The organism is Hymenobacter sp. B81, assembly GCF_044628455.1.
GTDB lineage: Bacteria > Bacteroidota > Bacteroidia > Cytophagales > Hymenobacteraceae > Solirubrum.
In genome coordinates this window covers 34,638-59,992 of the sequence record NZ_JBIYZW010000001.1, presented here as the reverse complement: position 1 = coordinate 59,992, position 25,355 = coordinate 34,638, and the positions used below count along the sequence as shown (strand labels likewise).

The following is a 25,355-nucleotide window of genomic DNA, read 5'->3' as shown; positions in this document are numbered from 1 at the left end:
TCAGCGGAAAAATCAGGGCTGAGCGTAATGGTATTCCTGCTCGGTCAGAATGCGGCCTTGCTCATCGCGGCTCCGTAGCAAACGGCCAAGCGCATCGTACTCGTAGGTTAAGGTGCGCCCCGCGGCATCGGTCAGCGACGTGACTCCTCCCAGCGGATCATAGGTGAGCGACTTCATTTGAGTGCCGCGGGGATGCAACCTCACCTCGTCCAGCAGCAGCGGCTGCCCGCCCGGAGCATCAAGGTTTAGCGAGTTGGTCGAGGCCAAGGTGAAGTAGAGTCGGTACTGCTGCCATCCGTTGACGGTGGCTACCACCTCTTTGCGGTTAGGCTGTAGCGTGCCCCCGCCCTGCACGTAGATAATCGGCTCGCGGGTGGCCCAGAAAAGCAGTTCGTATTCGCCGGGCAGCAAATTATCCCGGCGCACTCCCCAAGTGCCGTCGAGGCGGTAGGCCCACCGCCCAGTGCGGCCACCAAGTACGCGGTGGCTACCCACTGAGTCGCATTGCCACCGGCCCATGCTTCCGGGCTCGAAGCTGGTAAAAGCCACCCGCGCCGCCGGGGAACCGGTTGTTTCCGCTATCGGCTTGCTCTGGTGGTAGCCCCAGAGGTAGCTGGTCGGAGACTCGCCCACCAACTGTTGTTCGGCCAGGGCACCGTTACTATAATGTTTCAGCACCGCGCGGGGCTGGTAGGACGCGTCGCCGATCAGAGCGGTATAGTAGCCGGCAGCGTCTTTCGGCTCCGTAACCGAGGGTTTAGGCGCCGGCAAATCCGCCTGGTATATCCGCTGCGGCACAACATTGCCATTGGCCGTTAGGGTAAAGCTGGTCGTACGGCCACCCAGCCATCGACGTCCATTACTTTGCCCGCTAGCTTCCTCCCGCCACTGTTGCTGTTCCAGGGGAACGTTCACGATGTGCCGCTGCCGCAGCAACTCGGCGGCTCCCACTCCGGCTGCATAATCGAGGGCATACTTAGAGCGCGTCACGGCCCAGCTCCCATCACTGGTGCTGACCTCCTGCCGGGTAGGCTGCTGATGCACCAGGTTGTCGTAGCGCCAACGCGTGGTAGTGGTAAAAGCCTGGCCCGTTTCGTCGTACAGATGAGTTTCCTCTTTCACTCGCGGGCTCCAGTACGCCTCAATCTTGTAGCGCTGGGAGATGATGCCCCGGCAAGCCGCCGGCTTGGTTTCATCGAGGTTGCCCAGGCTGCCTGCTACGCTCAGGCCGTAGATTGTAGCCACAATGCTATCGGTATAAAACGTATTCTGCCGGCGCACCAACCGTCCCACGCCCGGGGTCCACGCGCTGGCCCCGGCGGGCAAAACCCAGTCGAGGGCGGCGAGCTGGCGGCCGTTTTGCTCGAAGTAGTTGAAGCCCGTAGCGTAGCCTGGATTTTCGCTCACATTTTCTCCCAGGGAAACCCGCAGCGGGGCCTTATTGAGAAAGGTATACTGCGACTTCAATGTTTGGTCGCCCCCCCGCTGCAGCACCGTCACTGTGTCGTAGCCCACTGAAGTACCCGGGCCCGTCCCACTCGCCGCGTGCACATCGTTGGCTGAGCGCATCAGGTAACGGGACCGAACCCAGCCAAAACCGCCTTCCACCTGGAATGACCACCGGTCATCCCAGGTGCTGAACGCTAAGTCATTGGCTAACTTCCCCGTAGAGCGGGTGCGCTGCTGGTTGCAGTAGTAATACTCCTTCACCAGGTCGCGGGCGTGGTCGATACCGTCGTAGCTGCGCACGCGCCGGATACGCGTACCGCCACCCTGTCGGGCGAACATGGCGTGGCGCTTGCGCACCAGATACGTGAAGTTGAGCGTCCCCTGCACAAAGGCACTTACGCTGTTGGCAAACGCCACAACTACCCGGTACGAACCCGCCGGCAACTCAATTAGCCCAGCAGGTAGGGACACTGACCCCGATTTGGTGTAATAAACCGTAGCAACGTAGCTCCCGGTGAGAGAGTCGGTGATGACTGCCTCGATTTCCTGATCTTCCAAGCCCCCTTCGCCCGTGATTTGCCACTCAAACGCCACTTTCTGTTGGTGCGTGATGCGAAAAAAGCCGGTGCTGGCCATTTGCCCACAGGAGGGCTGGCTGGTAAGCGGATCGGGCTGGCTAGTGCAAACGGATTGCCGCACTGGGGGCAATAGGTAGTAAGCCTCATCGGCTGCGATATTGCTGAAATCGTGCAGCTCAAAGTCAAAGGTTGTATGCCCGCCCGTAGGGTAGGTAATGCGGCGCAGCAACCCAAACTTGGCATACAGGCTGTCGGGCTCCCGGTCAGCTCCCGAAAGGTTAACTGTCTGGTCACGAAAGGCTACGAAAGGCAGCATATTGGGCCTGCCATTGTAGTAGCCCCAGCGGTCAATGGCCGCACTAAAGGGCGTGGTACTGCCAGTGCCGAAGACCTGGTGATAGGTAAACTGATACGGTGCTTCCCGTTGCGAATGCCCGTCGGCGTAGCCAACTTCCGTCACCGCCTGCAAACTCAAGCGGTTCGCATAGTAGCCGTAGCCAAGGCGGAAAGTCCGATAACGGGTGCTGTCGTCGAGATGCTTGATCTGCACCGAATCGAGTCGATGCAGGCCGGCGGCATCCAGGCGCCCGGCGGTGCTATACAAATCGACCCGGGTGCGCCCGCACCAGATGCGCCGCGGGTACTTGCCATCTATCAGCGTGCTGGGCCGCTCATGAACCTCCAGATGAACGGGCGCAAAATCGCAGTTAGCTCCGTATGTAGCGCTGGAACCGCAGCTATGGTAGTGCCCCCGGGTACTGGCCGTAGCGCCCTGCCCAACCGCGGTATAATCGAGCTGAGCCTGATAGTCACGGTACTGCAGCGTAATCGTTTCGTTGGTCGGCGAAATAACCTGCGTCAGGTACCAGGCCGATACGCCCTGCAGATAGCCCGAAGCCGTCAGCGGCTGCGACTTTTCGATTGCGGTGAACAGGCAGCGGGTGCCATCAGGGGCGGTAATCTGCCAACCACTCGCGGGGAGTAACTCAATGCGCAGCGGCTGCTGGGTGATAAGGTGGGGTTTCCCCTGCCGGTCCAGCATAAACGAGCCCGAGTACCCCAGGAAATTGAAAGTGAACAGATCCGGCTGGCTGTCCATCCTGCCTTTCAAAATCTCGTCGGCGTAGGTGTAGTAATCAGGAGTACCTGCTGTCCGATCTGTCCCGCATCGATGGGGAATTTCAACCGGCACCTCGGGTGCGCCTACCGCAAACCCATTGGAGGCAAAGTCGTCGATGCCGCGGCAGGTGCGGGTGACCACGCCCCCGGCCGAGAGCGTCCAGCCCAATCCTACCCACGAGGCTTTTTGGTCCAGCCGGACGCCCCCGCCGTGGTACTGTAGCTTCAGAGGCAGTGCTACCTCGCGGCCCGCCACGTTGAACAACGGCACCTCAATGGAAGGGACTCCGGTATACAGACTCACCGGGACTTCCCCGTACTTACCGAGGGCTGCCGCATCGGGAGAAGGCGGTAGAATGTTGCGATTTAAGAGCGCGGCGGGCAGGGGGCTCTGGCTCTGGCTGCAGATGGCGGCGCCAAATACTAAAGCCCATAGCAGGGCTATCCTAGCACTATGTCTCATAGGGCAGTGGGATAATAAACACCAGAAAAAGGCACTAAAAACCGGTTATTGAGCTAAAGATAACTAAGTCAGTTAGTAAATAAAACTATTCCGATAAAAAATTTAACTAAAAAATTAATTCAATGATTATCAAGTATTTAAATACTGTCCACCCGTACATCCGCTGGCTTTGGAACTTACCGGTGGCCACTCACCCGGGCTCTGCACGATGTCGCCCCAACCTTCGATTGACGCGCGGTTCTTTCATTAGCTCGGTTTCGCCCTAGCTAGGTCGTAGCTCGTCGGCTTCGTACACCTGCGGGAGCTTTTTTTTGCGGACCACCACCTGATAGCGGGCCCGGTCGGCGCGCTCGTCCCAGAAGATATCGGACACGACACCGCGCACCCGCGGCTGGCCGGGTTGCAGGTGTACGGCCTCCACCGCGTCGCCGAAGCCGAACGGTGGGCGCCGCAAGGGGTGAAACAGGTCGCGGCGGACCAGAAACTGCTGTTCGTCGTAGCGCAAAGTCAGCCATTCGTCGTCCTCGCCGATTTTCTCGAACACCTTGCCCAGCGGTTCCAGCCACTCAAAAGAGCGGCGGTTCGCGGGGTGCACGTAGGCGTAGCCGTAGTCGGGCGTCCAGCCATACAGGCCGTACTCAAGCGGTAAACGAGACATAAAGCGGGAAAGGAATTGCTACCGCAAGAACGGCATTCAGCAACGCGCAGATTCCTGGCAATCCTCCCTAAGCCCTACTAGTGTCAATTATCGTTATATTGTAATAGAATTTATTTAAATCGTTATAAGCATAAAACATGGACACGACTGCGGAAATTGCGGCCCGGGCGTCGGCCTATCTGGAAATCCTGAGTGGCGTCGTAGCAGAATGGCGGCTCGAAACCGATTCCGCTGAACCCACTTTATACGGGTTTCGCAGCTGGCAGCAGTTGCCGGCTCACGTACCCGCCCCGGCTCTGTGCCAGCGCGGCACCGAGCTCACGCGCGGGCGCTACCCCTACCTCGTGCTCTGGCCCGACCGCCCCCGCCGGGTGCCGCAGGCCTTGCCCCAGGATTGTAACTGGGCCAGCTTCTGCCGGCAGGGTCGCTACCTGCTGGTGGTGCTGCGTACGCTCACCAAGCCCCCGGTCAGTGGTGGGCCGGCCCTGGCCGACTTGCTTAAGCAGCCCGAGGTACTGCCCCAGGTGTGGCGCCAGCAGCTGCGCCGTCATATTTACGACGACCCGCGCCTCGCCCGCCGGCTAGCCTGGGCCCTTGACTTCACTCCGCGCCTGCTCCGGCAGCTGTTCCGCGACGTCTGGGCGGGGCCGCCGGCGCCCGATGCCCCGCCTCCACCCCCGCCCCGCAACTCGGCCGAGCTGCTGGCCGAGCCCGACAACCTGCGGGCATACCTGGCTCACTGGCGGTGTGCCGTCCCGTTTGCCTACGTGTATGCGCAGGAGCTGGAAGACGTGCTGGAGCGCCGCCGGCAGCTACACCGCAAGCAAAAGCTAGCTACCACCCTGGGCTCGGCAGCGCCCCCCGAACCCGTTTTGCTCAACCCCCGGCTCAGCCCCTGGGACCAGGCCCGCCAGCTGGGGCTGTTTGGGCTGGGCCTGTCGGGCGGCGGCATTCGTAGTGCCTCCTTCAACCTGGGCGTCATTCAGGCCCTGGCGGTAGCGGGTGGACTGCCCCGCCTCGATTACCTGAGTACCATCTCCGGGGGCGGCTACGTGGGCTCGTGGCTGGTAGCCTGGATTCGCCGCCTGGGTTCGGTAACGCAGGTGCAGCATTTTCTGCACCCGCGCCGCACTTCCAATCCGCGGAGTGAAGAGCAACGCCCGCTGCGCTGGCTGCGCAGCTACAGCAACTACCTGGCTCCCGAAGCCAGCGCCCTGTCGGTGGATCTGTGGACCGTGGGCCTGACCTGGCTGCGCAATACCCTGCTCAACCAGTTGGTGCTGGCCCTGGCCCTCGGCGCTTTGCTGGGCCTGTCCTATCTGCTGCTGCTGGGCTGGCAGCACGCCTGGCAAAGTCCCCGCGACTACCGCCTCTGGGGTGGGCTGCTGCTGGTCACGGTGGTGGCTGGCTGCGTGAGTCTGGCCAAGGTGGTTGCTTTTTTCTACCGCCGCCAGGAGCGGTTGCGTCCGCCGGAAGTCAGCTCCCTGACCATTGGCCTGCTGGCCTTCGAACTGCTGCTGATCGGCTACCTGGCCAGCGCCTACGCGGTGGCCCACCCGCAGCTGCCGCTTACCGGCCTCGCGGCGCGGCTGGTGTTTGGGGTGCTGCTCGCGGGCCTAGGCGCGGTGGCCTATTTCGGCCGCTACCACCGCAGCTACCTGCCCCCTACGCCCCGGGCCTGGCACCAGCAGCTTTGGGCCTGGCGCACGCGACTGGTGCTGGCCACGGTGATTAGCGCCGCCGCGGGCACCCTGCTGCTGTGGGGCGCGGCCGGGTTGCTGACCAACATAGCCAACTGGCAGTCCGGTCAGGATTCGAAAGGACTTCACTGGCCGCCGCTGACATTCGTACTGGGCATGCCCCTGATGGTAGAAGCCCTGGCCCTGACGGTAACGCTGCGCATGGGTTTGCTGGGCCGCCACATTCCCGACGACCGGCGTGAGTGGTGGGGCCGGCTGGGGGCGCTGGTGCAACTGCTGCTGCTGGCCTGGCTGGTGTTTTCCGGACTGTCGTTGCTGGCCCCTCCAATCATCCGGGAGGCGCTGCCCCCCACCGGTATCGGCGGCTACGCGCTGCCAGCTTCCCTGGCCGGCTGGATGCTGCTCGTGGCCAAGGGCGTGCAGTGGGCCCAAAGCACTGTCACTCCTGCGCAGCCCGATCAGCCCGCCAAGCCCCGTAGCGGCTGGCGCGACCTGGTGGCCCGGTTCGCGCCCTACGCCTTTGCCCTGGGGTTGCTGCTGCTGCTGAGCTGGGGCGTGGGGGCCCTGCTGCCGGTGCTGGAAGCCTGGCTCACGCAATCGGGGGCGGACTTTTCCTGGCAGTCGGCGGGGCTGCTCACGGTGGGGGCGGCGCTGCTGGCCTTGCTGCTGGCGTATTGCCTGGGGGTGAATGAGTTTTCCATGCACCACTTCTACCGCAACCGCCTCACGCGGGCCTACCTGGGCGCCTCGCGCCGGGCCAGCGAGCGGCAGGCCAGCGCCTTCACCGGCTTCGACCCCGACGACGACCTCAAGCTCAGCCGGCTGGTGCCCTTCCCCGACCCGGCTGCGGCGCCGTCGACCGGCGGGGCCGTCGAGCCGCCGGGCTACGACGGGCCGCTGCCCATCATCGGGGCGGCGCTCAACATCACCCGCGGGCAGGACCTGGCCAACCAGGACCGCAAGGCCGAGTCCTTCGTGTTCACGCCCCGCTACTGCGGCTTTGACTTTGCCCGCCTGCGGCCCGCGCCCGACCCCGAGCGCGCCGCCGAGTTTGGCTTTCGGCCCACGCCCCACTACGCCTACCCCGACGGCCCCGCCCTGGGCACGGCCATGACGATTTCCGGGGCGGCCGCCAACCCCAACATGGGCTACCACTCCTCGCCGGTCACGGCTTTTCTGCTCACCGTGTTCAACGTGCGCCTGGGCTGGTGGATGGGCAACCCCCGCAGCCGCCACGACTACCGCCGCGCCGACCCGCGCTCGGGCCTGTTCTACCTCTTCTACGACCTGCTGGGCCGCGCCACCGCCGACCGCGACTTCGTGAACCTCTCCGACGGCGGCCACTTCGACAACCTAGGCCTCTACGAGCTGGTGCGCCGCCGCTGCCGCTACATCATCCTCAGCGACGCCGAGGAAGACGAGCAAATGCGCTGCGAGGGCCTGGCCAACGCCATCCGCCGCTGCCGCGTCGATTTCGGCGTCGAAATCACCCTCGACACCCGGCCCGTGCGCGACCTCGACAGCCAAGACTTTTCGGCTGCCCACGCCGTGCGGGGCCGCATTCACTATCCCGACTGGCCGGCCGAGGACTACGGGCAGCTGCTGTACCTGAAAGCCAGCCTTACCGGCGACGAGCCCATCGACGTGCTGCACTACGCTGCCGAAAATCCGGATTTCCCGCACCAGTCCACCGGCGACCAGTTTTTCACCGAGTCCCAGCTCGAAAGCTACCGCGCCCTGGGTTTCCACATTGCTCACCAGCTGCTGCCCACGCTCGACGACCAGTTCACGCCCGACCGGCTTTTCGCCCTGCCCGCGGCTACGCCCACGGCGCCCTCGCTGCGCGTGGGGCCCAATGGCCGCCTGCACCAGGAAAACTCCCCGGTCAACAATGGCCCCGCCTCCTGGCCCGACGACTACCCGTAGAAGCCCGCGCTGAACTCATTGGCAGATGAGGCGGAACGGACCCGGCACAACCAAATCCGCAGCTCGACAGTTAGCCGCTAGTGGTTCCGCCCCCTCTTTCCTGATTCATGCCCCCAACTTCTCCTTCCGCGCCGCGCCCCCAGGCGGCGGCGCCCGTGGCCGCCCTGGCTTCTGGCATGGGCGCCATCTGGCACCCCACTAGCGTCACGTTTCGCGTGTGGGCCCCCCACGCCGCCGCGGCGGCCGTAGTCGGCCCCTTCAACGACTGGAATCCGCAGGCCCACCCGCTGCAGGCCGAAGGCCAGGGCTACTGGGCCGGCGCGGTGCCCGCACTGCCGGCCGGCACCGAGTACAAGTTCTGGCTGCGCACCGCGGCCGGCCAGGAGCTGCTGCGCCACGACCCCTACGCCCGGCAGGTCACCCACTCCAACGGCAACTCGGTCGTCTACGACCCGGCCTTCGACTGGGGGGACGACGCCTTTCAGATGCCGCCCTGGAACGAGCTGGTGATTTACGAGCTGCACGTGGGTACTTTCCACGCTCCCGACCCCGAGCGGCCCGGCACCTTTCTCGACGTCATCGACAAGCTGCCCTACCTGCGGGAGCTGGGCATCAACTGCATCGAGGTGATGCCGGCCACCGAGTTTCCCGGCGCCCGCTCCTGGGGCTACAACCCGGCCCATCCCTTCGCTCTCGAAACCGATTACGGCGGCCCCACCGCCTTCAAGCAGCTGGTACAGGCCGCCCACGCGCAGGGCCTGGCCGTGGTGCTCGACGTGGTGTACAACCACTTTGGCCCCGGCGACCTGGATTTGTGGCAGTTCGACGGCTGGCACGAAAACGAGGGTGGCGGCATCTACTTCTACAACGACTGGCGCGCCGAGACGCCCTGGGGCCACAACCGCCCCGACTACGGCCGCGACGAGGTGCGCCGCTACATCCGCGACAACGCCCTGATGTGGCTCGAGGAGTTTCGTGTCGACGGGCTGCGCGCCGATGCCATTGCCCACGTGCGCAACGTCGACGGCTCGACCGACCCTGCCCGCGACCTGCCCGAGGGCTGGAGCCTGATGCGCTGGATCAACGAGGAAATCCGCCAGCGCATGCCCTGGAAAATCACCATCGCCGAGGACCTGCTGGGCAACGAGTACATCACCCGCGCCCCCGAGGACCAGGGCCAGGGCTTCGCCTCGCAGTGGGACGCGGCCTTCGTCAACCCCGTGCGCGCGGCCCTCACCGCCCCCCACGACGCCGACCGCTCGATGCCGGCCGTGGCCGCCGCCGTGCAGCAGACCTACAACGGCGACGCGTTTCAGCGGGTCATCTACACCGAGTCGCACGACGAGGTGGCCAATGGCAAGGCCCGCGTGCCCGAGGAAATCATGCCCGGCGACGCGGCCCACTGGTTTCCGAAAAAGCGCGCCACCCTGGGCGCGGCGCTGGTGTTTACCGCCCCGGGCATTCCCATGCTGTTTCAGGGCCAGGAATTTCTCGAAGACGGCCACTGGTCCGACGACCAGCCGCTGCGCTGGGAACGGGCCGCCCAGCACCCCGGTCTGGTGCAGCTCTACCGCGACCTGATAGCCCTGCGCCGCAACCAGCACGGCCATACCCGCGGCCTGCTCGGCCAGCACACCGACGTGTTTCACGTCAACGACCACGACAAGGTGCTGGCCTTTTTGCGCCGCCACGACGGCGGCCCCGGTGACACCACGCTCGTCGTCTGCAACTTTGCCGACCGCACGCACCCGGCCTACACCCTGGGCTTGCCCAGCGGCGGCAGCTGGCACGTGCGCTTCAACTCCGACTGGCAGGGCTATGACCAGGACTTCGGCAACTTCGCGAGCCTGGCCACCACGGCCGCCGAGGGCGTGTACGACGACCAGCCCTTCCACGCCAGCTTCGGCCTGGGTCCCTACTCGGTGCTCATCGTTTCCCAGGACCCAGCCTAAGCCCGACGGCCGCCGGAGTCAGCCGCCCGTGCGCAGGCGGCTGGCAAATGCCGGCCGCAGCCCGGCGCTGGCGGGGTCCTGCCCCACTGGGTCGATTTCGTCGGGCCGGAAGGCCATGGTGGGCGCCAGCGCTTCGATGTAGGGAAACCACAGGGTGCGCAGCCGCACGTAGGCGTCGGCGCCGGTCTGCTCGTCGTGGAGGGTGTCGATGCCGGCCTCCTGCAGCCGCTGCCGCGCCGCGCGGTAGCGGGCCCGCCACCGCGCGGCCGTGGCAGCGTCGGGCGCGTAGTTGGGGTCGGGCGTGTGGCGGGGCAGGTAGGTCTCGGTCAGCGTCATCACCAGCAGCATGGCCGCCCGCCACAGCTGCGCCACCGGCGCCGACTCTTTCAGCCAGCCGTGCTGCTCGTCGCTGAGGGTGGTTTTGAGCAGCGACACCGTGTCGAAGCACATGAGCGTGATGCGCGAGACGGAGTAGTGGGGCTTGCGGAAGCGGAAGTAAAACAGCACCGGGTAGAAGTGAAACGACTCCTTGACGTGGGTCATTTCGGCCGCCATTTCGGCCAGCACCGTGTAGCCGCTGCTGAACTGGCCCTGCGGACCCAGCCCAGCCAGCAGCTCGGCCGCGTCGCCGTTTTCGGCGGCCAGCAGGTGCAGCTTCAACCCCAGGGTATTGCGCCGCTGCAGGGCGTTGTAGACCTGCATCAGGTACATGAGCGTGAGCGAGGTCACGGCCGTGCCCACAATGGAGTTCAGCAGGAAAAACAGCTTGTAGGCGCTGGTGTGCGGCTCGAAGCCGCTGGCGCTGAGCACTGACAGGCTGCTGCCGCCCACGAACAGGGCCGTCACGAAATCGGTGGGCGTGGCGCCGGTGCCGGCCCGCACGGCCGAGCCCAGGGCCGGCTGCAGCATCAGCGCCGCGCCGCCGGCCAGCGCCATCGACCAGAAAAACACCAGCAGCACCAGCACGAAAGGCCCGCAGAACGTGAGCACCGTGCTGCGGTGCCGCCCAAACGGCCGCGCCCCCCAGCGGAACGCGTGCCAGGTAGCCACTGCCACCCGGTAGCTGATGATGCTGGTGCCGATGCGCGCGTAAAGCACCGTCAGCCACACGTCCACCAGCACCAGCACGAACAACAAACCGCCCAGCACCTGCTGCACTACCGGATAATCACGCATCATTCCGCAGGTTGATTTTCGAATTGAGTTTCCTGAAACGCCGCCGGGGCCCGGGCCGTTGTGGCGGCCGCCGGTCCGTCGAAAAAGGCGCGCCGCCGCCCGCCGCGCCGGTTCTGCGCTTATCTTACCGCCGCGCCACAATCGTTTGCCTATGCAGCTGCCCCCGTCACCGCCCGAAACCGTTGCCCCCGATGCCCTGCTGGTCGAAGTCGCCTGGGAGGTTTGCAACCAGGTCGGCGGCATCTACACCGTCATCCGCTCCAAGGTACCCGCCACCGTTGCCGGCTGGGGCGAGCGGTACTGCCTGCTGGGCCCCTACTTCGCCCAGGCCGCCCAGGCCGAGTTCGAGCCCTTCACCGAAACGCAGGTTGCCGCCGGCCGCGACCCGGTGGCCCGCACCGTGCGCCGCCTGCGCGAGCAGGGCTACGAGGTGCACTACGGCCAGTGGCTGGTCACCGGCAAGCCCCGCGTGGTGCTGCTCTCGCCCTTTCAGGTCTACCCCCGCCTGGGCCAGCTCAAAACTGAGCTCTGGGAGCAGCACCACATTCCCTCGCCCGACCACGACGATTTACTGCACCAGGTCATTGCCTTCAGTTACCTGGCCCAGGCCTTCGTGCAGGCGCTGGCGGCCGAAACCGCGGCCCTGGAACACCCCCTGCAGGTGCTGGCCCACTTCCACGAGTGGATGACCGGCGGGGCCATTCCGGCCCTGCGCCGCGCCCAGAGCCCGGCCCGGCTGGTGTTTACCACCCACGCCACCCTGCTGGGCCGCTACCTGGCCATGAACGACCCCAGCTTCTACGAGCACCTGCTGCACGTGAACTGGGAGCAGGAGGCGCGGCACTTCAACATCGAAACCGCCGTGCGTCTGGAGCGGGCCGCCGCCCACGGCGCCCACGTGTTCACCACCGTCTCGGAGCTGACCGTGCGCGAGTGCATGTACCTGCTCGACCGCATTCCCGACGCGGTGCTGCCCAACGGCCTCAACATCGAGCGGTTCGTGGCCCTGCACGAGTTTCAGAACCTGCACCAGCAGTACAAGGCGCGCATTCACGAGTTCGTGATGGCGCACTTCTTCCAGTCCTACTCCTTCGACCTCGACAAAACCCTGTACCTGTTCACCTCGGGCCGCTACGAGTACCACAACAAGGGCTTCGACCTCACCCTCGAAGCGCTGGCCCGGCTCAACTACCGCATTCAGCAAAGCGGCATGGAAGGCCAGGTAGTGATGTTCTTCATCACCAAGCGCCCCTTTCACAGCATCAACCCCGAGGTGCTGCAGAGCCGCGCCATGCTCGACGAGGTGCAGGATACCTGCCGCGCCATCGAGCAGCAGCTGGGCGAGCGGCTGTTTTACCAGGCCGCCAGCAGCACCGACTTCCAGCTGCCCAACCTCACCGAGCTGGTCGACGACTACTGGAAGCTGCGCTACCGCCGCACCCTGCAAAGCTGGAAAACTTCGCGCCTGCCGCCGGTCATCACCCACAACCTGGTCGACGACGCCTCCGACGAAATTCTGGGCTTCGTGCGCCGCGCCAACCTGGTCAACAACCGCCACGACCGCGTCAAGATCGTGTATCACCCCGATTTCGTGGCCAGTACCTCGCCTTTGTTCGGTCTCGATTACGGCCAGTTTGTGCGCGGCTGCCACCTGGGCGTGTTTCCCAGCTACTACGAGCCCTGGGGCTACACCCCGCTCGAGTGCGTGGCCCGCGGCGTGCCCGCCGTTACCTCCGACCTCTCCGGCTTCGGCGACTACGTGCAGCAGAACGTGCCCGACCACGAGCAGAAAGGCATTTTCGTGGTGCGCCGCCAGGACCGCAGCTTCGACGAGTCGGCCGAGGAGCTGACCAACATGCTCTGGCAGTTCGTCATCCAGAGCCGCCGCGAGCGTATTGCCCAGCGCAACCACGTCGAAAGCTCCTCCGGCCAGTTCGACTGGAGCCAGCTGCGCCAGCACTACGATAGGGCCTACGCTATGGCCCTGGAGCAGCAGTAGGCCGGGCAGCCATCATCGAGCCCCCAAACCCAAACGCCCGACTCACTGTTCGGGCGTTTGGGTTTGGGGCTCGGGCAGGCCGCACTCAGGGCTGGGGCAGCAGCACGCGGTCGATGACTGACTGGGCCCCACTGAAAAGGTTAGCCGGATTTGCGTATTTGCTTTGTGGCTCGACTCCTGCTTTTCTTTCTTGCTTTGCTGCTGGCCCTGGGCGCGGCGGCCAACGAGTTCTGGCTCGAGCCCACCCGCTTCGTGCTGGCGCCGGGCAGCCCCGTGCACCTGGGCCGCTGGGTGGGCCAGAACTTTCGCGGCCAGCGCTGGAGTGGCCAGAGCCAGCGCCTCGAAGAGCTGCTGCACCTGGCGCCCGGCAGCTCCCGCCTCGACCTGACCGCCCCGGCCCGCGCCGCCGACTCGCTGCGCACCACGGTGGTGCTGGCCCAGCCCGGCACCCACCTGCTGGCGTTGCGCACCAACGAGGCCCTGCTCAGCTTCAGCGGCTCCGAGTTCACGGCCTACCTGCAGGCCGAAAACCTGGGCGACATTCTGTACCTGCGCCGGCGCCGCAACCAAACCGACCGGCCCGCCCGCGAGGCCTACCGCCGCTGCGCCAAAACCCTGCTGCTGGCTGGCCCCGCCGCGCCCTCCGACACCACTTTCCGCCAGCGCCTGGGCCACCCGCTCGAAATCGTGGCCGAGCAAAATCCCTACCTCCTGCGCCCCGGCGCCTCGCTCACCCTGCGGGTGTGGGCCGACGGGCAGCCCGCCGCCTACCAGGCCCTGCGCGCCTTTATTCGCCCGCTCGACGGCAGCCCCGTGCAAACGTTTCAGCTGCGCACAAACCCAAACGGCCGCGCGCTGTTACGCTTGCAGCAGCCCGCCACGGTGCTGGTCGCCGCGGTGCGCATGCGCGCTCATCCCGCGCCCGCTACCGCCGACTGGCAAAGCACCTGGGCCTCGCTCACCTTCGCCTTTACCGGCCGCTGAAGGAAGCCGGCGCCGAACTTTTTTGCCCGCCGGGCTTAGATTTTAAACATCTTTTTTTTCTTTACCTTCGCATCTCGCCCATACCGACCGAACCTGCTTGGCATGAAGTACTCCATCGATAAGAAAGAAAACTACACGATCATCACGATTGACGAGAAGAAGCTCGACACCACTGTCGCGCCCGACCTGAAATCGGAGTTCGTGAAGCTCAATGCCGAAGGCATCAACAACCTGATTCTGGACCTGCAGAACGTGAAGTACACCGATTCGTCGGGCCTAAGCTCCATTCTGATTGCCAACCGCCTGTGCAACTCCACGGGTGGTTTGCTGGTCCTCACCGGCCTGCAGGATCACGTGATGAAGCTCATCACCATCTCCAAGCTCGAGTCGGTACTGCACATCCTGCCCACGGTGGAAGAAGGCATCGACCGCATCTTCCTGCACGCCATCGAGCGCGACCTGACCAGCAAGGAATAGTCTGATCTGGTTGTCAGTTGAAAGGTTGTTCGTTGTCAGTGCGCGAAGCTGACAGCGGACAACCTTCTTCGTTTTGCGGCCCCGCAAGCCCCGCCGCGGCTGACAACTTGCACCTGGCAACCAACCACTGTTTTGGATTTCGAGCTAACCATACTCGGCAGCGCTTCGGCCACGCCCATGCTGGGGCGCCACCACACGGCGCAGGCGCTTAGCGTGGGCCGGCAGCTTTACCTCGTCGACTGCGGCGAGGGCACCCAGGAGCGCCTGATTGAGCAGCGCATCCGGTTTCTGCGCCTGAGCTGCATTTTCATCTCGCACCTGCACGGCGACCATTTCTTCGGGTTGTTCGGGCTGCTGGGCACCATGCACCTGCAGGGCCGCACCGAGCCGCTGCACCTGTTTGGCCCCGCCGGCCTCGACGAGGTGCTCACCACCCAGCTGCGCTGCTCGGGCACGCCGCTCTCGTTCGATCTGGTGTTTACCTGCGTCGACACCACCCAGCACCGGCTGATTCACGACGACCACCAGGTGCAGGTGTACACCCTGCCCATGCGCCACCGTATTCCGTGCTGTGGCTACCTGTTCCGCGAAAAGCCCCGGCGGCGGCGCCTGCTCAAGGAACTGCTGCCCGCCGGCCTCACGCCCGAGCAGCTGCAGGCCCTCACCCGCGGCGAAGACCTGCGCGATGAAGCCGGCCACGTGTGGCTGCGCCAGCTCGAGGTGACCGAGGCCCCGCCCGCCCCGCGCAGCTACGCTTACTGCTCCGACACGGTTTACACCGAAAGCCTAGCCGAGCTGGTGCGCGGCGTGGATTTGCTTTACCACGAGTGCACCTTCCTGCACGAGATGCTGGAGCGCGCCGTGCAAACCGGCCACTCCACCGCTCGGCAGGCCGGCCAGCTGGCCCAGCGCGCCGCCGTGCGCCAGCTGCTCATCGGGCACTTCTCGTCCCGCTACCGCGACCTGCAGCCCCTGCTCGACGAAGCCCAGCGCGAGTTTGCCGACACCCGCCTGGCCTTGGAAGGACTGCGCGTAGAGCTGTAACGGCGCCGACTGGTACCTTCACGCCCCGCCCGCATTGGGTGGCCTCCTGCCCGCATGGAAACTTTGCCCGCCAACTCCCGCTTCGCCCACAAAAAGCAGCAGCTTTACCTGGTGCTCAGCGCCATCTTCATCGTCAATGCGCTGCTGGCCGAACTCATCGGCGTCAAGATTTTCTCGGTCGACGCGCTGCTGGGGCTGCCCGGCAACCTCACCGCGGGCGTGCTCATCTGGCCGGTGGTGTTCGTCACCACCGACATCCTCAACGAGTACTTCGGCCGGGCCGGCGTGGTGCGCGTGAGTTTGCTCACGGCCGCGCTCATCGTCTACGCCTTCATCATCATTCTGGCCACCACCGAGCTGCCGCCGGCCGCGTTCTGGCTCGACGTCAACAAAACCGACGCCCAGGGCCGGCCCTTCGACGTGGAGTTTGCCTACGACAGCATTTTCCGCCAGGGTTTGGGCATCATCATCGGCTCACTCACGGCCTTTCTGATTGGGCAGGTACTCGACGCCACGGTGTTTCAGGCCCTGCGCCGCGTCACCGGCAGCCGCCTGATCTGGCTGCGCGCCACCGGCTCCACGCTCGTTTCGCAGCTGATCGACTCGTTCGTGGTCTTGTTCGTGGCCTTCTACCTGTTCGGTACCTGGAGCTTCGAGCAGGTGCTGAGCGTGGCCAACACCAACTACTGGTATAAATTCGCGGCCGCCATTCTGCTCACGCCGGTGCTCTACCTGGCCCACGCCCTCATCGACCGTTACCTCGGCAAGGAGGAAACCGTGGAGCTGCAGCAGGAAGCCGAGGCGAATGTGAGCGTCTGAAGTACTGGTTTTTGGTTTTTGGTTTTTCGTTTTTGGCTGTTTCGCAACGATTACCCCGGAGGCCAAAAACCAAAAACGAATAACCAACAACCAACCCATGTCCCGCATCCTGACCGGCATTCAGAGCACTGGCCGCCCGCACCTGGGCAACCTGCTCGGCGCCATTCTGCCCGCCATCGAGCTGTCGAAAAATCCAGCCAATGAGTCCCTGCTCTTCATTGCCGACCTGCACTCCCTCACCCAGGTGCGCGACGCCGAGTTGCTGCGCCACAACACCTACTCGGTGGCCGCCGCCTGGCTGGCCTGCGGCTTCGACACCGACAAGAACCTGTTCTACCGCCAGTCCGACGTGCCGCAGGTAACCGAGCTGACCTGGTACCTGTCGTGCTTCACGCCCTACCCGATGCTGGCCAACGCCCACTCGTTCAAGGATAAGTCGGACCGGCTGTCGGACGTGAATGCGGGCCTGTTTACCTACCCGGTGCTGATGGCGGCCGATATCCTGCTCTACGACGCCGACTTCGTGCCCGTGGGCAAGGACCAGGTTCAGCACCTGGAAATTGCCCGCGACATTGCCTCCGCGTTCAACAACCGCTACGGCGAAACCTTCGTGCTGCCCCAGGCCCGCGTCGACGAGCAGATTCAAACCATTCCCGGCCTCGACGGGCAGAAGATGAGCAAGTCCTACGGCAACATCATCGACATCTTCCTCGACGACAAGGCCCTGCTCAAGAACATCCGCGGCATCGTGTCGGACAGCACCCCGCTGGAGGCGCCCAAAAACCCCGACACCGACACCACCTTCAAGCTGTTTTCCCTGCTGGCCACGCCCGAGCAGACCGCGGAAATGCGCCAGAACTACCTGCGCGGCGGCTACGGCTACGGCCACGCCAAGCAGGCCCTGTTCGAGCTCATCCGCACGCGCTTTGCCCGGGAGCGGGAGCAGTTCAACTACTACATGCAGAACCTGCCCGAGGTAGACAAGAAGCTGGCCGAAGGCGCCCGCAAAGCCCAGGACTACGGCGCCACCGTGCTCAACAAGGTGCGCGAAAAAGTGGGCTACCTGCCGCGGTAGCACCCGCAGACGGTGCGGTTGGCTGACATTGCGAGCGAAGCAACCCTTCCTCCAGTAGCACCGCCGACCCAATACCTACTATCTAAAAACAGCACCGCCCGAAACTGCCGAGTTCCGGGCGGTGCTGTTTTGTTTTGGCGGTTTTCGGTTCTGGTTTTTGTGCCGCTTCTGCTACTGGAGGAAGGATTGCTCCGCTCGCAATGACAGCGGGGTGAACCGCCACTAGTAAGTCAGCCCGTCGTAGCCTTTGTGGCGCTGCTGTTGCTGCTGCTCGCTGCGGAAGCTGAAGCCCACTTTGCTGCCGCGGCTCACCTGCTGGTTTTCGACTTTCTGCTTGACGCTGATTTTCTGAATGTCGTGGATGGGCGGGGCAATCAGGTCGTTGTTGACGGCGGCAATCATGGCGCTTTCCACGAACAGGCGCATTGCGTCGTGGGTCACCGGGTCGTCGGCCATGTCGTGGTCGGGCATCTCCAGCTCCTTCACGCCCTCGATGAAGTAGTGGTGGTCGATGTTGACCAGCAGGCGGCCGACCAGGTAGCCCGGGTCGTTCATGCGCTGGTACTTGATGGAGTCGGCCATGAAGTTGTAGGCCATGATGTGGCCGAAAAACCGCCGGCGGAAGTCGTCGAGCACATATTTGGTGTTGAACAGCGGGAAGTCGTCGGGGAAGGTGATGATGTTGGAGTGCATCACGAACACCAGCAAATCGCCCGAAAACTTGATGTGAAACTCCAGCTCGTTGATGGGCCGGTACTCGATGAGCACGCTCGAATCAAGCGGCGAGAGGCGCCGCGTAAGCTCCACCACCAGCTCCTGCGACACCTTGCGCAGGCAGTCGAAAGTGGCCTCGGTGTTGCGGAAAATGGCCTGCTTCGCCGAGGACTTCTGCCGCAGCCCCTCGAAAATGAGGTCGAGCTTGTCGATTGGCTCCTCCTGCGCGGTAGCCGCCCCGGCCTCACTTCCACTGCTGGGCTCGGGCGACAGCACGTCGGCGGCCGCCGGAGTCTCGGCCGGGGCCTCGGCTACCGACGCCTCGGTGGGCGGCGGCGTGTCGGGAGCGGCCGACTTGGCGGCCGACTTGCGGGCGGCGCCGGTGGGCTCGTTGGCGGGGTTGGGCGTATCGGAAGTCCAGGAGAGCGGGTTGTCAGCCATAAGTGCGGGCCCGGGGGCATTGGTTCGGAAAAGAAAATCAGGCAGCCAGCCGACCGCGGCCGGCTGCTGGCAGCCCGCCCACAGCCCGGGCGGCGCGCCAACGTAGCCTAATGGTACGCAGCTTGGCCGGAACGCGGTTTGCTTTTCGCCGGAATTCAGTGCTGAACCGCGTGGCCGGCGGGCGGCGGGCCGGTTGCGGGGGCCAGTTCCGTGCCCAGCGGCGGCGGGGCGCTCAGCGCGGCCGCCGCCGGCCACTGCGCGCTGCGAAACGCCACCGTACGCAGGCCCGGGTGCGCAAATTCGGCGGTGGCGGGCAGCAGCATGGCGGCGGCGGCGGGCTGCCGCAGCGCCTCGCCCGCCGTGCGCACGGCCCCGGCCGGCACGGCCCGGCGCTCCAGCTCGGCCAGCAAAGCTTCCCCGCTGACCTCGCCAATGCGCGCCGCCAGCAGCTCTTCCAGTTCGGCCCGGTGCCGCACGCGGGCGCCGTTGCTGGCGAAGCGCGCCTCCGCCGCCCACTGCGGCCGCTCCAGCACCTGGCACAGCTGCGCAAACTGCCGATCCGAGCCCACGGCCAGCACCAGGCGGCGGCCATCGGCGGCGCGGTACACCGTGCCGTAGGGCACAATGCTGGGGTGGCCCGAGCCCAGGGGCTGGGGGTCGTGGCCGGTGACGAGGTAGGTGCTGGCCTGGTTGGCCAGCGAGGCCAGGGCCGCGTCGTGCAGCGACACCTGCACCAGGGCACCCTGCCCGGTTCGCTCGCGCCGGTACAGGGCCGTGAGCACACCTTCCTTGAGCTGGTGCGCCGCCAGCAGATCCATCAGGGCCACCGGCATTTTCAGCGGGCCGCTGCCGGGCAGGCCGTTGAGGTGCATGAAGCCAGTTTCGGCCTGCAGCACGGCGTCGTAGCCGGCGCGGACGGTATCGGGGCCGTAGCCGCTTATCTGCCCGTAAATCAGCCGCGGGTTCAGGGCCTGCAGCGTGGCGTAGTCCATGCGCAGCCGCTCGGCGTCGCCGGGCTTGTAGCTGGCCAGCACCACGTCGGCCCGGGCCACGAGCCGGTGCACGGCGGCCTGGCCGGCGGCCGTGCGTAAATCGGCCACGGCCGACTGCTTGCCCCAGTTGGCGCAGGCAAAGTAGGCCGACACGTCGGTGCCGGCCGCCTCCGCCGGGGTTTTCCAGCTGCGCGTCACGTCGCCGCCCGGAGCTTCTACCTTGAGCACCGCGGCGCCCAGCTCGGCCAAGAACTGTCCCACTTGCGGCCCGGCCAGCACGCTGGCCAGCTCCACCACGCGCAGCCCGTGCAGGGGCAGTTCCTCAGAAGTATCCGTTGATTGCATCATGGTTTTTCGGTGCCGGGGATGTAGGGGCGCGTGGCCCGCGCCCGTTTCTCCAGCGTAAAAGTGCATCCGTGCCCGCCGCTGCAAGAGCTACGCGGCAGTAAAGCCGCCGCCGCCCAAACCGCCCACTTGGCGACGCAAACTTACCGGCCCGACCGATTTCCGCCGGCAGCGGCCGGCACGGAAAGGGCACCCCCGCGCCGAAACACCGACAGCACCTTCACCCCGCCGGCCCGGATGGCGTGCACCTCCCGGCCCAGGCTGTCGGCGTAGGACTGCGGGTGCCAGCGGTAGCCGGTGAGAAAGTAGGCGGCCGTGCCCTCGGCCCGGGTCGCGAAGCGCAGGCGGGCGCGGTCGGCGGGCGGCAGAATCAGGGAGTTGTTGTAGAACGGCACGTAGTGCGGGGTGCTCACCGTCAGGCGCGGGGCCGCGTCGTGGGCCAGCACCCACTCCAGCCCCTGCCGGTAAGCCAGGCCCCAATAGTCGCGCTCGAACAGCCGCTCGGCCGCCGCGGCGGGCAGCACGCTGAAGTACACGTTCTGCAACGGGTGCAGCTGCACCATGCGCGCCACGGTGTGCGCCACCCCAATACCGGCGCCTACCGCCAGTGCCAGGGCCACGCGCCGGGCAGCCAAGCCAGTCCGCGCCCAGCGCACCAGCAGCAGCCCCCCCCGCACGGCCAGCAGCAGCAGGGCGGGGTACACGAAGTACAGGTGCCGCCAGCCGTCGTAGAGCGCCGAGCCCAGAGCCATGACGGCCAGCAGCGGCCCCGCAAACCACAGCAGCAAGAGCAAATCGAGGCGGCCGGCGCGGTGGCGCAGGCGGCCGGTCCGCAGCAGGCCGCGCAGCGCGGCGCCCAGGCCCAGCAGGCCGGCCAGCACGTAGGGCAGCGGCGTGGTCACGGCCAGCCACACCGGGGCGTAGTGCCAGGGCACCTGCGCGGCGGACACGAAGCGCCCCCAATACAACACGCTGTGCCCCCAGCCGTAGGAGCGCAGCCCCGAGCCGAAGCGCAGCAGATCGGGCAGCGGCGCCGCCCACAGGTAGGGCCAGCCCAGCACCGCGAAAACCAGCGCGGCCCCGGCGTAGAGCCCGCCCAGCCTTCCGTACCGGGGCCGGGGCCCGGCCGGAGCTTCAGCCACGCCTAAGCGGGCCTCCAGCGCCAGCATCAGCCCGGTTACCAGCAGCAGGTGCAGGGCGTGGGCGCGCACGTCAATGGCGGCGGCGGTGGCCAGGGCGTGCAGCAGGGCGCGCCCGGCCGTGGGGCGCCGCAGCAGCCGCAGCAGCGTGAGCATGGCCAGGGTGTAAAGCGCCATGTACACCACGTCCTTGCCGTTGTAGAAGGCTTCGGCAAACAGGCGCGGCGAGGCCACCAGCGCCGCCGCCACCAGTAGCCCCAGGCGCCAGTCGCCAAAGCGTGCCCGCCCCAGCCCGTACAGCGCCCACACGCCCAGCCCGAAGGTCAGAAACACGCACAGGTGGCGCAGAAAGTAAAACGAGCGGGAGTCGCCGTCGGTCAGCGCCGCGCCCAGCACCGAGGTCAGCATCTCAAATAGGGCGCCGTGGTCGCGGTCCTTGTAGTGCAGCAGCTCGGGAATCCAGCGTTGGTTGAAGGGCGGCCGCGCAGCCAGCTCGGGCAGCAGCCGCTGGGCCACGTACTTGAGGTTGACCAGGCCGTTGAGGTGGTTGTTGACCTCGTCCCACGACACGCCGTAGTCGCGGTGCAGCGCCAGGCCCAAGGTCAGCAGCAGGCCAAAAAACAGACCTACCACCACGCGGCGGCCTTTTTCCGCAGGACGCATAGCGGGCTTTTCGGCCGGGGAAGCGGCGGCAGCGGCAGGTTTCACGGCCGGAAGGTAAAGCTCCGGGCCGCCATTGCCCGCGCCGGCGCCGGTTTTACCCCGCCGGCGGCCCTCCCCGGCCGCGGGCCTTTGGGCGCGGCCACCCACCGCACGGGCGGTTACCTTTGGGGCATGACGAATCCGATTCAGACTGGCCTGCTGGCCTACGGCATGTCGGGCCAGGTTTTTCACGCCCCCTTTCTGAACGCCCACCCGGGCTTCGCGCTGCGCGCCGTGGTCGAGCGCAGCCGCAAGCAGGCCCGGCAGCGCTACCCCGATTTGCGCAGCTACGACGCGGTGGACGAGCTGCTGGCCGACCCGGCCATCGAGCTGGTGGTGGTCAATACGCCCAACGACACCCACGTCGAGCTTACCCACCGCGCCCTGCGGGCGGGCAAGCACGTGCTGCTCGAAAAGCCCGTGGCCCCCACCGTGGCCGATATGCAGCAGCTCTGGGATGTGGCCCGGGCGGTGAACCGGCAGGTGCTGGCCTACCAGAACCGCCGCTGGGACTCCGATTTTCAGTCGGTGCGGCAGGTAGTGGCAAGCGGGCAGCTGGGCGAGCTGGCCGAAGTCAGCTTCCGCTTCGACCGCTACAAGCTGGCTCCCAGCCCCAAGGCCTTCAAGGAAATGCCCGAGCGCCCCGGCAGCGGCCTGCTCTACGACCTGGGCCCCCACCTGCTCGACCAGGCCCTGAGCTTGTTTGGCCGCCCCCAGGCCACGCGCCTCACCACCGGCCGCTTCCGTCCCGGCTCCCGCGTCGACGACTACTTCACCCTGCAGCTGCACTACCCGCAGGGGCCGCTGGTTACGCTCAGCTCGGGACTGGTGGTGGCCCGCCCGCTGCCGGCCTTCGTGCTGCACGGCACCCGCGGCAGCTACCTCAAGCCCCGCGCCGACGTGCAGGAAGCCCAGCTGCTGGCGGGCCTCGCCCCTCAGGCCGCCGGCTACGGCCTGGAGCCCGCCGAGCTGGCCGGCGAGCTGACCCTGGCCGACGCCGCGGGCCAGCTGCGCCCCCAAACCGTGCCCGCCCCCCGCGGCGACTACGGCGGCCTGTTCGAGGCCGCCTACCAGACCCTGCGCCACGGCGCCCCCTTCCCGGTGCGCGAAGACGAGCTGCGCTGGCAGCTGGAAATTCTCGGGCAGGCTGCCGATGCCTGGACCGTGGGCAACCCAGGCTGAGCAAGCGCCCGCGTCCCCGGCCGACCCTTTGCCCCTGACGCGCCCGTCCCCGCGCGTCATCCCGAAATCCGCCCGCCGCTCCGGCCCGCTTCGATTAGTCCAAAAACGCCCCTCATTTCCGCTGCCTCACCGGCCCCGTTCTTTACTGATAGCCCATTGCCCCGCCCCAATCCGGCTGCCACGGCCGGCCATTCCGGCTCGGGGCGTCCCCAAAGGCCTGGCAGCCGGCCTCGAGCCCCTTTCCGTCGCGCCCAAAGGCTTTCTGGCTGCTCCCAAACGCGCGCTTGCCCAACGAAAATTGGTTTCCGCCGCCTTCAAATCCGTTACCGGCGCCCCCAAATGGCTTTCCGGCGGCCACAAATCGGTTCCTAAACGTTACCCGATTCGTGTAATTTCCTTCCCCACGGCTTCGCTGCCCCCCCGCTGCTCCCCCCCTGCCCGTCCTGCGCCCCGGCAGGGCTTTTCGCTTATCTTTACCCTGCATAAGCTGTTTTTGCTGACCAGAAAGAACCATTAGGGTCAGCTCCCCCTTCACTTCACCTTGCTGAACCCTTGACGTTCGAAGAATTCCAGCTGCACCCCGACGTACTCGACGGCGTGCACATGATGGGCTACACCAAGCCCTCCCCCATTCAGGAGCAGGCCATTCCCGCCGCCCTGCAGGGCAAAGACCTCATTGCCTGCGCCCAAACCGGCACCGGCAAAACCGCGGCCTACCTGCTGCCCATCCTCGACCACATTGCCTACGACCGCCCGGCCCATACCGTGGCCCTGGTACTCTGCCCCACCCGCGAGCTGGCCAAGCAGATCGACGAGCAGGTGGAGGGCTTCGGCTACTACGCCGGCGCCAGCAGCATTGCCATCTACGGTGGCGGCAAAAGCGAAAACTGGGAGCAGCAGAAGCGCGCCCTCACCCAGGGCGCCGACATCATCGTGGCCACACCCGGCCGCCTGATGGCCCACATGCAGCTGGGCTACGTCAAGCTCGACCAGATCGACTACCTCGTGCTCGACGAGGCCGACAAGATGCTGGACATGGGCTTCTCCGACGACATCCTGCAGATTGTCGCCCAGCTGCCCACCCAGCGCCAGACCCTGCTCTTTTCGGCCACCATGCCGAACAAGATCCGCGAGTTCTCCAAGAAAATCCTGCACCAGCCCGACGAGATTCGCCTGGCCGTGTCGAAGCCCGCCGAGAACATCAACCAGCAGCTCTACATGGTGTACGACACCATGAAGATTGCCCTGCTCGAGCACCTCATCGGCCAGCTCGACGTGCAGAGCATGATTCTGTTCACCTCGCGCAAGATGAACGTGGGCCCCATCGAGCGGGCCCTGCGCAAAAAAGGCTTCAACGCCCGCGGCATAACCTCCGACCGCACCCAGGAGGAGCGCGAGCAGGTGCTGCGCGAGTTCAAGAACAAGCAGTTCCAGATTCTGGTGGCCACCGATGTGATGAGCCGGGGCATCGACGTGAGCGAGCTGAGCCACGTGGTGAACTTCGACCTCCCGCGCGACGCCGAGGACTACGTGCACCGCATTGGCCGCACCGCCCGCGCCGGCGCCGACGGCATGGCCATTACCTTCGTTTCGGACCACGACCAGGACGCGGTGGTGAAGATTGAGAAGCTGATTGAGAAGGAGCTGGTGAAAAATCCCACGCCCGAGGAAATCGGCCCCTCCCCCGAGTTCGACCCCAAGAAGTATCGCGGCCGCCCGCACGGCCACGGCAAGCCCCAGGGCCGCGGCGGCCGCTCGCCCTACGCCACCACCCCCGAGCGCAGCTCCGACAACAACCGCCCGGTGCGCCCCGCCCAGCAACGTCCGGCAGCCCCCGCTCCCGAAGGCGAGGCCGCTCCTGCGGCGCTGGCCGTCGAAGGCCAAGAAGCAGCCGCAGCCCCGCGCCGCAAGAAACGCCGCAGCGGCAAGCCCCGCGCCGAGCGCCCGGAAGGAGCCGTAGCAGGGGCTGGTACTGATGGTGCGCTGGAAGCCGGCGAAAACCTTACCCCGGTTGCGGCCGAGGGCAGCGAAGGAGCTACCGGCGAAGCCGCCAAGCGCCGCCGCAAGCGCGGCGGACGCAAGCGCAGCGGCCGCGGCCCCCAGCCCGAGGGTCAGGGCAATGCCGAGGTTACGGCAGCCACACCCGCAGCTGAATAGTCGGAGTCTGCACAACGAAAAGCCCGCTGCATGCAGCGGGCTTTTCGTTTTCTACTTCCCTTGGCAGCGTTTAAAGGGTTTTGTGGCTTTGCATGTTTTGAGCGTTTAGCCTACCCAGCCTCTTTATTCTGGGGCAGCAGCCATAAGCCGATAGCCAATGATGCACAACTAGCCAGCCACAACCAATAACCCCGACAATAGTCCGTAATTCCTGAATAAGTAGGAGCTTCACTTGAAACCACTTGACCGAAGAGCAAAAATGAA

General features: G+C 65.8%; 16 protein-coding genes. 10 read left to right on the top strand and 6 right to left on the bottom strand.

The annotated features are described in order from the left end of the window. Positions 1-12: 12 nt before the first annotated feature. Positions 13-3,288, bottom strand: a complete 3,276-nt coding sequence (locus ACE191_RS00215; protein WP_400190158.1) for an RHS repeat domain-containing protein — start codon at positions 3,286-3,288, stop codon at positions 13-15. A gap of 583 nt (positions 3,289-3,871) precedes the next feature. After that, positions 3,872-4,267 carry a DUF6960 family protein gene (locus ACE191_RS00210; RefSeq protein ID WP_400190157.1) on the bottom strand — a complete coding sequence of 132 codons (396 nt, stop codon included), beginning with the start codon at positions 4,265-4,267 and terminating at the stop codon, positions 3,872-3,874. A gap of 137 nt (positions 4,268-4,404) precedes the next feature. Here ACE191_RS00210 and ACE191_RS00205 point away from each other — a divergent pair, with 137 nt between their 5' ends. Together ACE191_RS00205 and ACE191_RS00200 are read left to right on the top strand one after the other, a co-directional pair. Continuing rightward, entirely contained in the window at positions 4,405-7,893 is a 3,489-nt protein-coding gene (locus ACE191_RS00205) for a hypothetical protein (protein WP_400190156.1), read from the top strand. 107 nt (positions 7,894-8,000) lie between these two features. Further along, positions 8,001-9,845 carry an alpha-amylase family glycosyl hydrolase gene (locus ACE191_RS00200; RefSeq protein ID WP_400190155.1) on the top strand — a complete coding sequence of 615 codons (1,845 nt, stop codon included), beginning with the start codon at positions 8,001-8,003 and terminating at the stop codon, positions 9,843-9,845. An 18-nt stretch (positions 9,846-9,863) separates the two neighbouring features. Here ACE191_RS00200 and ACE191_RS00195 read toward each other — a convergent pair whose 3' ends face one another. Continuing rightward, positions 9,864-11,024 (bottom strand): hypothetical protein, encoded by a 1,161-nt coding sequence (locus ACE191_RS00195; protein WP_400190154.1) that lies wholly within the window; start codon positions 11,022-11,024, stop codon positions 9,864-9,866. 148 nt (positions 11,025-11,172) lie between these two features. Here ACE191_RS00195 and ACE191_RS00190 point away from each other — a divergent pair, with 148 nt between their 5' ends. From ACE191_RS00190 to trpS, 6 genes are all read left to right on the top strand, one after another. Then, complete coding sequence (locus ACE191_RS00190; RefSeq protein WP_400190153.1) at positions 11,173-13,020, top strand: glycosyltransferase; 1,848 nt, start codon at positions 11,173-11,175, stop codon at positions 13,018-13,020. 165 nt (positions 13,021-13,185) lie between these two features. Next, on the top strand, positions 13,186-14,004 hold the full coding sequence (locus ACE191_RS00185; RefSeq protein ID WP_400190152.1) for a DUF4198 domain-containing protein: 819 nt from the start codon (positions 13,186-13,188) through the stop codon (positions 14,002-14,004). 102 nt (positions 14,005-14,106) lie between these two features. Beyond that, a complete protein-coding gene (locus ACE191_RS00180) occupies positions 14,107-14,481 on the top strand; it encodes an STAS domain-containing protein (RefSeq protein ID WP_078012567.1) in 375 nt (124 codons plus the stop codon). A gap of 132 nt (positions 14,482-14,613) precedes the next feature. Next, complete coding sequence (locus ACE191_RS00175; protein WP_400190151.1) at positions 14,614-15,525, top strand: ribonuclease Z; 912 nt, start codon at positions 14,614-14,616, stop codon at positions 15,523-15,525. 54 nt (positions 15,526-15,579) lie between these two features. Further along, on the top strand, positions 15,580-16,344 hold the full coding sequence (locus ACE191_RS00170; protein WP_400190150.1) for a queuosine precursor transporter: 765 nt from the start codon (positions 15,580-15,582) through the stop codon (positions 16,342-16,344). 97 nt (positions 16,345-16,441) lie between these two features. Then, positions 16,442-17,419: a tryptophan--tRNA ligase gene (gene trpS, locus ACE191_RS00165; RefSeq protein ID WP_400190149.1), complete on the top strand. Its 978-nt coding sequence runs from the start codon at positions 16,442-16,444 to the stop codon at positions 17,417-17,419. Between the two features lie 222 nt (positions 17,420-17,641). On the opposite strand, the gene ACE191_RS00160 is transcribed toward trpS, so the two are convergent. The 3 genes from ACE191_RS00160 to ACE191_RS00150 form a co-directional block, all read right to left on the bottom strand. Further along, entirely contained in the window at positions 17,642-18,574 is a 933-nt protein-coding gene (locus ACE191_RS00160; protein WP_400190148.1) for a hypothetical protein, read from the bottom strand. Between the two features lie 155 nt (positions 18,575-18,729). Continuing rightward, a complete protein-coding gene (locus tag ACE191_RS00155; protein WP_400190147.1) occupies positions 18,730-19,914 on the bottom strand; it encodes a CaiB/BaiF CoA transferase family protein in 1,185 nt (394 codons plus the stop codon). 140 nt (positions 19,915-20,054) lie between these two features. Further along, on the bottom strand, positions 20,055-21,758 hold the full coding sequence (locus ACE191_RS00150) for a hypothetical protein (RefSeq protein ID WP_400190146.1): 1,704 nt from the start codon (positions 21,756-21,758) through the stop codon (positions 20,055-20,057). A 126-nt stretch (positions 21,759-21,884) separates the two neighbouring features. Between ACE191_RS00150 and ACE191_RS00145 the strand changes: the two genes are divergently transcribed. Together ACE191_RS00145 and ACE191_RS00140 are read left to right on the top strand one after the other, a co-directional pair. Then, complete coding sequence (locus ACE191_RS00145; protein ID WP_400190145.1) at positions 21,885-22,934, top strand: Gfo/Idh/MocA family oxidoreductase; 1,050 nt, start codon at positions 21,885-21,887, stop codon at positions 22,932-22,934. Positions 22,935-23,486: 552 nt separating this feature from the next. After that, entirely contained in the window at positions 23,487-25,091 is a 1,605-nt protein-coding gene (locus tag ACE191_RS00140; RefSeq protein ID WP_400190144.1) for a DEAD/DEAH box helicase, read from the top strand. Positions 25,092-25,355: the final 264 nt, after the last annotated feature.

Excerpts from the sequence above, each read along its gene's own strand:
- ACE191_RS00210 (WP_400190157.1), bottom strand. The coding sequence starts at position 4,267 with ATGTCTCGTTTACCGCTTGAGTACGGCCTGTATGGCTGGACGCCCGAC.
- ACE191_RS00205 (WP_400190156.1), top strand. The coding sequence starts at position 4,405 with ATGGACACGACTGCGGAAATTGCGGCCCGGGCGTCGGCCTATCTGGAA.
- ACE191_RS00200 (WP_400190155.1), top strand. The coding sequence starts at position 8,001 with ATGCCCCCAACTTCTCCTTCCGCGCCGCGCCCCCAGGCGGCGGCGCCC.
- ACE191_RS00195 (WP_400190154.1), bottom strand. The coding sequence starts at position 11,024 with ATGATGCGTGATTATCCGGTAGTGCAGCAGGTGCTGGGCGGTTTGTTG.
- ACE191_RS00190 (WP_400190153.1), top strand. The coding sequence starts at position 11,173 with ATGCAGCTGCCCCCGTCACCGCCCGAAACCGTTGCCCCCGATGCCCTG.
- ACE191_RS00180 (WP_078012567.1), top strand. The coding sequence starts at position 14,107 with ATGAAGTACTCCATCGATAAGAAAGAAAACTACACGATCATCACGATT.
- ACE191_RS00170 (WP_400190150.1), top strand. The coding sequence starts at position 15,580 with ATGGAAACTTTGCCCGCCAACTCCCGCTTCGCCCACAAAAAGCAGCAG.
- trpS (WP_400190149.1), top strand. The coding sequence starts at position 16,442 with ATGTCCCGCATCCTGACCGGCATTCAGAGCACTGGCCGCCCGCACCTG.
- ACE191_RS00160 (WP_400190148.1), bottom strand. The coding sequence starts at position 18,574 with ATGGCTGACAACCCGCTCTCCTGGACTTCCGATACGCCCAACCCCGCC.
- ACE191_RS00155 (WP_400190147.1), bottom strand. The coding sequence starts at position 19,914 with ATGATGCAATCAACGGATACTTCTGAGGAACTGCCCCTGCACGGGCTG.
- ACE191_RS00145 (WP_400190145.1), top strand. The coding sequence starts at position 21,885 with ATGACGAATCCGATTCAGACTGGCCTGCTGGCCTACGGCATGTCGGGC.